This is a genomic window from Streptomyces carpinensis (assembly GCF_002154505.1).
Taxonomy (GTDB): Bacteria; Actinomycetota; Actinomycetes; order Streptomycetales; family Streptomycetaceae; genus Streptomyces; species Streptomyces carpinensis.
In genome coordinates this window covers 1-5919 of the sequence record NZ_MUBM01000492.1, presented here as the reverse complement: position 1 = coordinate 5919, position 5919 = coordinate 1, and the positions used below count along the sequence as shown (strand labels likewise).

The 5919-nt window shown below is 67.8% G+C and carries 6 protein-coding genes; 4 read left to right on the top strand and 2 right to left on the bottom strand.

Annotated features, from left to right (window positions below):
• The first annotated feature begins 150 nt into the window (after window positions 1–150).
• Window positions 151–1200 (top strand): ABC transporter permease, encoded by a 1050-nt coding sequence (locus BZY54_RS44525; RefSeq protein WP_158104009.1) that lies wholly within the window; start codon window positions 151–153, stop codon window positions 1198–1200.
• A gap of 348 nt (window positions 1201–1548) precedes the next feature.
• On the opposite strand, the gene BZY54_RS51335 is transcribed toward BZY54_RS44525, so the two are convergent.
• Window positions 1549–1710 (bottom strand): hypothetical protein, encoded by a 162-nt coding sequence (locus BZY54_RS51335; protein ID WP_158104008.1) that lies wholly within the window; start codon window positions 1708–1710, stop codon window positions 1549–1551.
• Between the two features lie 337 nt (window positions 1711–2047).
• Between BZY54_RS51335 and BZY54_RS44515 the strand changes: the two genes are divergently transcribed.
• A complete protein-coding gene (locus tag BZY54_RS44515; protein ID WP_086731057.1) occupies window positions 2048–2686 on the top strand; it encodes a UbiX family flavin prenyltransferase in 639 nt (212 codons plus the stop codon).
• 37 nt (window positions 2687–2723) lie between these two features.
• On the opposite strand, the gene BZY54_RS44510 is transcribed toward BZY54_RS44515, so the two are convergent.
• Window positions 2724–3563: a helix-turn-helix transcriptional regulator gene (locus BZY54_RS44510; protein ID WP_341868738.1), complete on the bottom strand. Its 840-nt coding sequence runs from the start codon at window positions 3561–3563 to the stop codon at window positions 2724–2726.
• Between the two features lie 244 nt (window positions 3564–3807).
• On the opposite strand from BZY54_RS44510, the gene BZY54_RS44505 reads away from it, so the two are divergent.
• Window positions 3808–4413: a non-oxidative hydroxyarylic acid decarboxylases subunit B gene (locus BZY54_RS44505; RefSeq protein WP_086731055.1), complete on the top strand. Its 606-nt coding sequence runs from the start codon at window positions 3808–3810 to the stop codon at window positions 4411–4413.
• 83 nt (window positions 4414–4496) lie between these two features.
• Complete coding sequence (locus BZY54_RS44500) at window positions 4497–5918, top strand: non-oxidative hydroxyarylic acid decarboxylases subunit C (protein WP_086731054.1); 1422 nt, start codon at window positions 4497–4499, stop codon at window positions 5916–5918.
• The last annotated feature ends 1 nt before the right edge of the window (window position 5919 follow it).

The following is a 5919-nucleotide window of genomic DNA, read 5'->3' as shown; positions in this document are numbered from 1 at the left end:
AGTTCGGACGCGTCCGAACTCGCCGGGATGTGTGACCGAGTTCTCGTCATGTCCCGGGGACGTCTCACGGCAGAACTGCCGGGGCTCGGTGTCACCGAGGAACAGATCGTCGGTGCGTTCGCCATCGAGCACGCCGCGGATCCGGGCGCGGTGCTGGACTCCGCCGACCAGGTCGTCGTCGACGGCCCTGCCGATCGGCCGCGCCGCTTCGCCGGGATCGCCAACCGGGAGACGATGCGCGTCGTCGCGCTGGCCGCTCTCGTCGTGTGCCTCACGGTTTTCGCGCAAGCGAAGACCGGCTCCTTCACGGATCCGACCAACCTGTACATCCTGTCGCTTGTCCTGTTCCCGATCGCCGCGGTTTCGGCCGCACAGTACTTCGTGTTGCTGGTGGGCGGCATCGACGTCTCAGTCGGCGCGGCGATGACACTCGCGGTGGTTCTCATGTCCAGTTGGGCGACAGCCGGCAGTGTGGCCACGGTGCTTCTCGCCGGTGCAGTGGTGGCGCTTGTGCTGGGAGTTGTCGTCGGCGGGGTGAACACCTTCCTGGTGGAGCGTCTTCGCATCGTCCCGGTGATCGCGACGATCGCCACCATGGGCATCGTCGGAGGCGTCTGCTACATGCTGCGTCCGACCCCGTCCGGCGCGATCGCTCCGGCTCTGGGGGACGCGCTGATGCTGACCACGGTGGGGCCGATCCCGGCCGCCCTGGTCGTCCTTGGGCTGCTGTTCGTCGTCGTGGACGTGGTTCTGCGCAACTCAGGAGCAGGCCTCCGCATGCGAGCGGTTGGCCTGGACTCCCAGTACGCGGATCGCCTCGGCGTTCCCGCCCGGCGCGTGCGCGTCGCCTGCTATCTGCTGTGTTCGGCACTTGCCGGGGTCGGCGGCGTGATCCTCGCCGCACAGGTCGGCGTCGGCGACCCGAATGTCGGGTCGTCGTTCACCTTGCTCTCGATCGCCGCACCCATCCTCGGGGGAGCGGCACTGCAGGGCGGGCGCGGTCTGCTCATCGGTTCGCTCCTGGGAACGGTCGTCCTGGTAATCAGTCAGAATCTGGTCACCCTGCTGGCTCTCAACGATGGCGTCAGTCTGGTGCTGCCGGGCGTCCTGACCCTCCTGGCACTCATGAGCTCCAGTGACGGTGCGGTGAAACTCTGGTTGTGGCGCGCACGGCCGCGAGGGCACGGTGAGACCGGTTGATCGTGTCCCCCTTCGACGGACACGATCGGTGTGGTGGTGCCGCCGCACCTACTGAAGTGCGTCCCACGAGTTCGCAACTCCGGGTTCGCCCGGGTGGGGGGAGGGATGTTGTTCGGCCGGCTGCCGCAGACGGCTCTCCTGGCTCATCGTCTGCCCCGCCACTTCTTCCGGGCTGTTGCTCAGGCTCTGCGGACCATCGCTGTGTAGGGCGAGGGCAGGCGGAAGGAGGCGTGTTGCCCGTCGCACCGCGAGGGGAGCACAGTCATCGGTGCGAACCCCAGAGTCGACATCACCAAGGCGTTCCGCTGGTCGGCTCGTCATCGACGACCACAGCCGGCTCCCGCTCGGTCACGGAATCGAAATCGATCCGAAGTCGTCACGCAGGCCATCGGTGAAATCCGAGCCATCGCGGCTGACCGTGGCGGAATCGCCGTCGGACTCGATGTGATGGAAGGCATCGCCGGGCTGGTGACCGCTCTCCTGGAGGCGTAAGGCCTCCCGTGCGTCCACGTTGCCCGGCCTGGCCGTGAACCACGCCAGGCGCGGCACCCGAGGCGAAGAGAACAAGTCCCCCCCACGACGCCGGTAGGCGCCTGGGCACCTGTTGGGCTGCTGCTTCAAGTGTCCGGGGCCCATTTCCTCGCCGGGCTGCTGCCGACCAGTGGCCCGCCGGGTACACGGGACAGCCCGGTCGGCCGGGCAATTGGCCTCGGCCGGCAAGTCGATCTTCCGTCTTGGTTCTTTCCGCGGGACGTCTCCATTTGTGATCACCGAGCGTACCTGTTGCCATGCTTCAAGCGGCCTGCGGTCGCCTGCTCGGGGCCTGCGACCGAAAGGAAGAGAGCGGATGACGGAGCGGCGCAACATCACCCTGGCCGTGACGGGTGCCGGGGGTACGCGAATGGCCCGGTTCGTGCTCGAGGCCCTGGTCAAGGACGAGCGGGTCGCGCAGGTGGACCTCATGGTCTCCCAGGCGGGGCGTCAGTTGATCGCGCACGAGACCGGCCGGGACGCGTCGGGGCCGGCGGCCGACCTGGTGCTGGGCGCACCGGCCATGGACAAGGTCGTCGCCTGGGATCCGGAGGACCTGACCGGTGGGCCGACCTCCGGCAGCTACCCGTCCTGGGGCATGCTGGTGGTGCCCTGCGCCCTCGGTGTGGCAGGCCGCATCGCGAACGGCATGGCGAACACTCTGATCGAGCGGGCCGCCGACGTAATGCTCAAGGAACGGCGCCCCTTGGTGCTCTGCGTACGCGAAACTCCTTTCAACCTGATCCACCTGCGCAACCTCACCCAGGTGGCGGAAGCGGGCGGCACCGTCTACCCGATGATCCCCACCTACTACAACATCCCGCAGACGGTGGACCAGTTCTACGAGGAGTTCACCGTTCGGCTGCTGTCCTTCATCGGCCTGCCTCAGACCGACTACTACGCCTACTCGGGTGTCGAGTCCCCTGCTCATCACGACCGGACGGGCCGTGCCTGACACACGGCAGCCGGAGAGAAGCCGCGCGCCGGCCGGATCACCGGCCCGCGAGGTGCTGGCCGGTTCGCGCGCGGACGCGAAAGGCGGAGGGGGTCTCGCCGGTGCATCGGCGGAAGAACTTCGTGAAGACGGTGGCGGAGGTGAATCCGAGCCGGTCGGCGACCTGCGCGGGGGCCAGGTCGGTATGGACCAGGAGGCGTTTGGCCTCCAGGGCGACACGGTCGTCGAGGTACTGCTTGGCGGTGCGCCCGGTGGCCGCCAGGCAAGCGCGGGTGAGGGTCCGAGCGCTGTAGCCGAGGGCGGCGGCGTAGTCCTCGACCCGGCGTGCCGCGGCGAAGTCACGCTCCACGACCTGATGGAAGCGGTGGAAGGTGTCATCGGCTGCCTGCCCGCGGGTGTGGCTGCGGTCCTGAAGGTGGCCCAGGCGCAGCACGAGAGCGGCCAGGAGGTGGCGTACGAGAGTGATGTGGGAGTCGAGGGGCAGGGCGCCGATGCGGCGGTAGGCGTCCTGCAGCAGGCCGAGGGTCGCCTGGAGCGCGGCCATGTCCTCCGGGCGGTCAGGGACGAACGGGTGGTCGGGGTAGGGCGGGTCGAAGTGGGCGGCGGTGAGCGTGGCGGCGTCGAGGAAACCGGGTGTGAACAGCAGGACTGTCCCCTCGGCGCCGCCGATGTCACTACGGAAGCGGTACACCTGACCCGGGCGGATCCACAGCCACGCACCGGGCCCCACCACGTGCTCGGCGCCGTCGAGCCATGTGCGCAGCCAGCCGGATCGCACAGTGATCAGATGGTGGAACTCCGCGCGCAGCGGCTGGTACAGGTCCACTCCGTGGCGAACCGCGCGCTCGGCGAGCCGAGGAAAGTCCCATACCTCCACGCCCGGCGGTCCTCCGGGGGACGGTCGGAACGGGACGTCGGTGATGTCATCGTGTCCAATTCGGTCCATGGTCTGTCCAGAGCTTACGGCAGGAGTCCACTGACCGGCACCTACCGTGGATTGCGGCGGAGCTGGTCAGAGTCCCGGCCACAGACCCTCGGCGCATGCAGCACGCGCCGCGTCGCTGACCGAAAAAGCCCACGTCGATCCGAAAGATCAGCTGGAACCGGAGGAGTCACACACCATGAGGTTGATCGTGGGCATGACAGGAGCTACAGGGGCGGTCTTCGGTGTCCGCCTACTGGAGGCACTCCGTGCCCTTCCGGAGGTGGAGACGCATCTGGTGCTGTCCCGCTGGGCGCGCACCACGCTGGAACTTGAGTGCGGGCTGTCCGTGACCGAGGTCAGCGAGCTGGCGGACGTCACGCACAGCCCTGACGACCAGGGAGCGTCCATCTCATCCGGGTCCTTCCGCACGGACGGAATGATCATCGCTCCCTGTTCGATGAAGACGCTCGCCGGAATCCGGGCCGGCTACGCGGACGGGCTGGTGGCCCGAGCGGCGGACGTGGTGCTCAAGGAGCGCCGGAAGCTGGTCCTGCTCCCCCGCGAGACGCCGCTGAGCGAGATCCACCTGGAGAACATGCTCGCGCTCACACGCATGGGGGCCCAGATGGTGCCGCCCATGCCCGCTTTCTACAACCACCCGGCCTCTGTGGACGACATCGTCGACCACATCACCGCCCGCGTCCTCGATCAGTTCGGCCTGCCCGTGCCCACCGCCCGCCGCTGGGCCGGCATGCGCGCCGCCCGCGAGCAGCGTCCCGTCCACGGACTGACGGTGGCCTGACCCGACGACCTGTGCTCCCGCTACCTCCGTCCGTCACCCCGACCTGACAACGGACAAACCGCACCGCATACAAGGAGTTCCCCATGGCATATGACGACCTGCGCACGTTCCTGCAGACCCTCGACAAGGAAGGCCAGCTGCTACACATCGGCGAGGAAGTGATGCCCGAACCCGACATCGCAGCCGCTGCCAACGCCGCGCCCCGCATGGGAGACGCCGCTCCGGCGCTGTACTTCGACAACGTGCACGGCTTCACGGGCGCCCGCATCGCAATGAACGTGCACGGCTCGTGGGCCAACCACGCCCTGGCCCTGGGCATGGACAAGAACAGCTCCACCAAGGACCAGGTGGACGAGTTCATCCGCCGCTGGGCGAAGTTCCCCGTCAAGCCTGAGTGGCGTGAGAACCCGCTGTGGGCGGAGAACTCCGTCGAGGGCGACGAAGTCAACATCTTCGAGATCCTGCCCCTGATCCGCCTCAACGACGGCGACGGCGGCTTCTACCTCGACAAGGCCGCGGTCGTCTCGAAGGATCCCGACGACCCGGAGAACTCCGGCAAGCAGAACGTCGGCGTGTACCGGATCGAGGTCAAGGGCAAGCGCAAGCTCGCTCTCCAGCCGGTGCCCATGCACGACATCGCGCAGCACCTGCGCAAGGCCGAGGAGAAGGGCGAGGACCTGCCCATCGCCATCACCCTGGGCAACGACCCGGTGATCTCCATCGTCGCCTCCACCCCGATGGAGTATGACCAGAACGAGTACGAACTGGCCGGCGCCTTGCGCGGCGCCCCGGCCCCGATCGCCAAGTCCCCGCTGCACGGGCTGCCGGTCCCGTGGGGCTCCGAGGTCGTGATCGAAGGCGTCATCGAAGGCCGCAAGCGCGAGATCGAGGGGCCCTTCGGCGAGTTCACCGGCCACTACTCAGGTGGCCGCAACATGACCGTCATTCGCATCGACAAGATCTCCTACCGCACCGACCCCGTCTTCGAGCACCTCTACCTCGGCATGCCGTGGACCGAGATCGACTACCTGATGGCCGCCAACACCTGCGTGCCGCTGTACGAGCAGCTCAAGAGGGATTTCCCCGAGGTCCGGGCCGTCAACGCCATGTACACCCACGGCCTGGTCGTCATCGTCTCCACCAAGAAGCGCTACGGCGGCTTCGCCAAGGCCGTCGGCATGCGCGTGCTGACCACACCGCATGGCCTCGGCTACGCGGCCACCGTCATCGTCGTCGACGAGGACGTGGACCCCTTCAACCTGCCGCAGGTGATGTGGGCGCTGTCCACCAAAATGAACCCCTCCGGTGATCTGATCGTCGTTCCCAACCTGTCCGTGCTGGAGCTGGCCCCCCAGGCCCAGACGCCCGGCATCGTCGACAAGCTGATCATCGACGCCACCACTCCCGCCGAGCCCGACAAGCGCGGCAACTACGGCAACCAAGTCCGCGACCTGCCCGAAATGGGCGCCTGGCTCACCAAGCTCCAGGCCCTCGCCGCCCGCTGAC

Excerpts from the sequence above, each read along its gene's own strand:
- BZY54_RS44515 (WP_086731057.1), top strand. The coding sequence starts at position 2,048 with ATGACGGAGCGGCGCAACATCACCCTGGCCGTGACGGGTGCCGGGGGT.
- BZY54_RS44505 (WP_086731055.1), top strand. The coding sequence starts at position 3,808 with ATGAGGTTGATCGTGGGCATGACAGGAGCTACAGGGGCGGTCTTCGGT.
- BZY54_RS44500 (WP_086731054.1), top strand. The coding sequence starts at position 4,497 with ATGGCATATGACGACCTGCGCACGTTCCTGCAGACCCTCGACAAGGAA.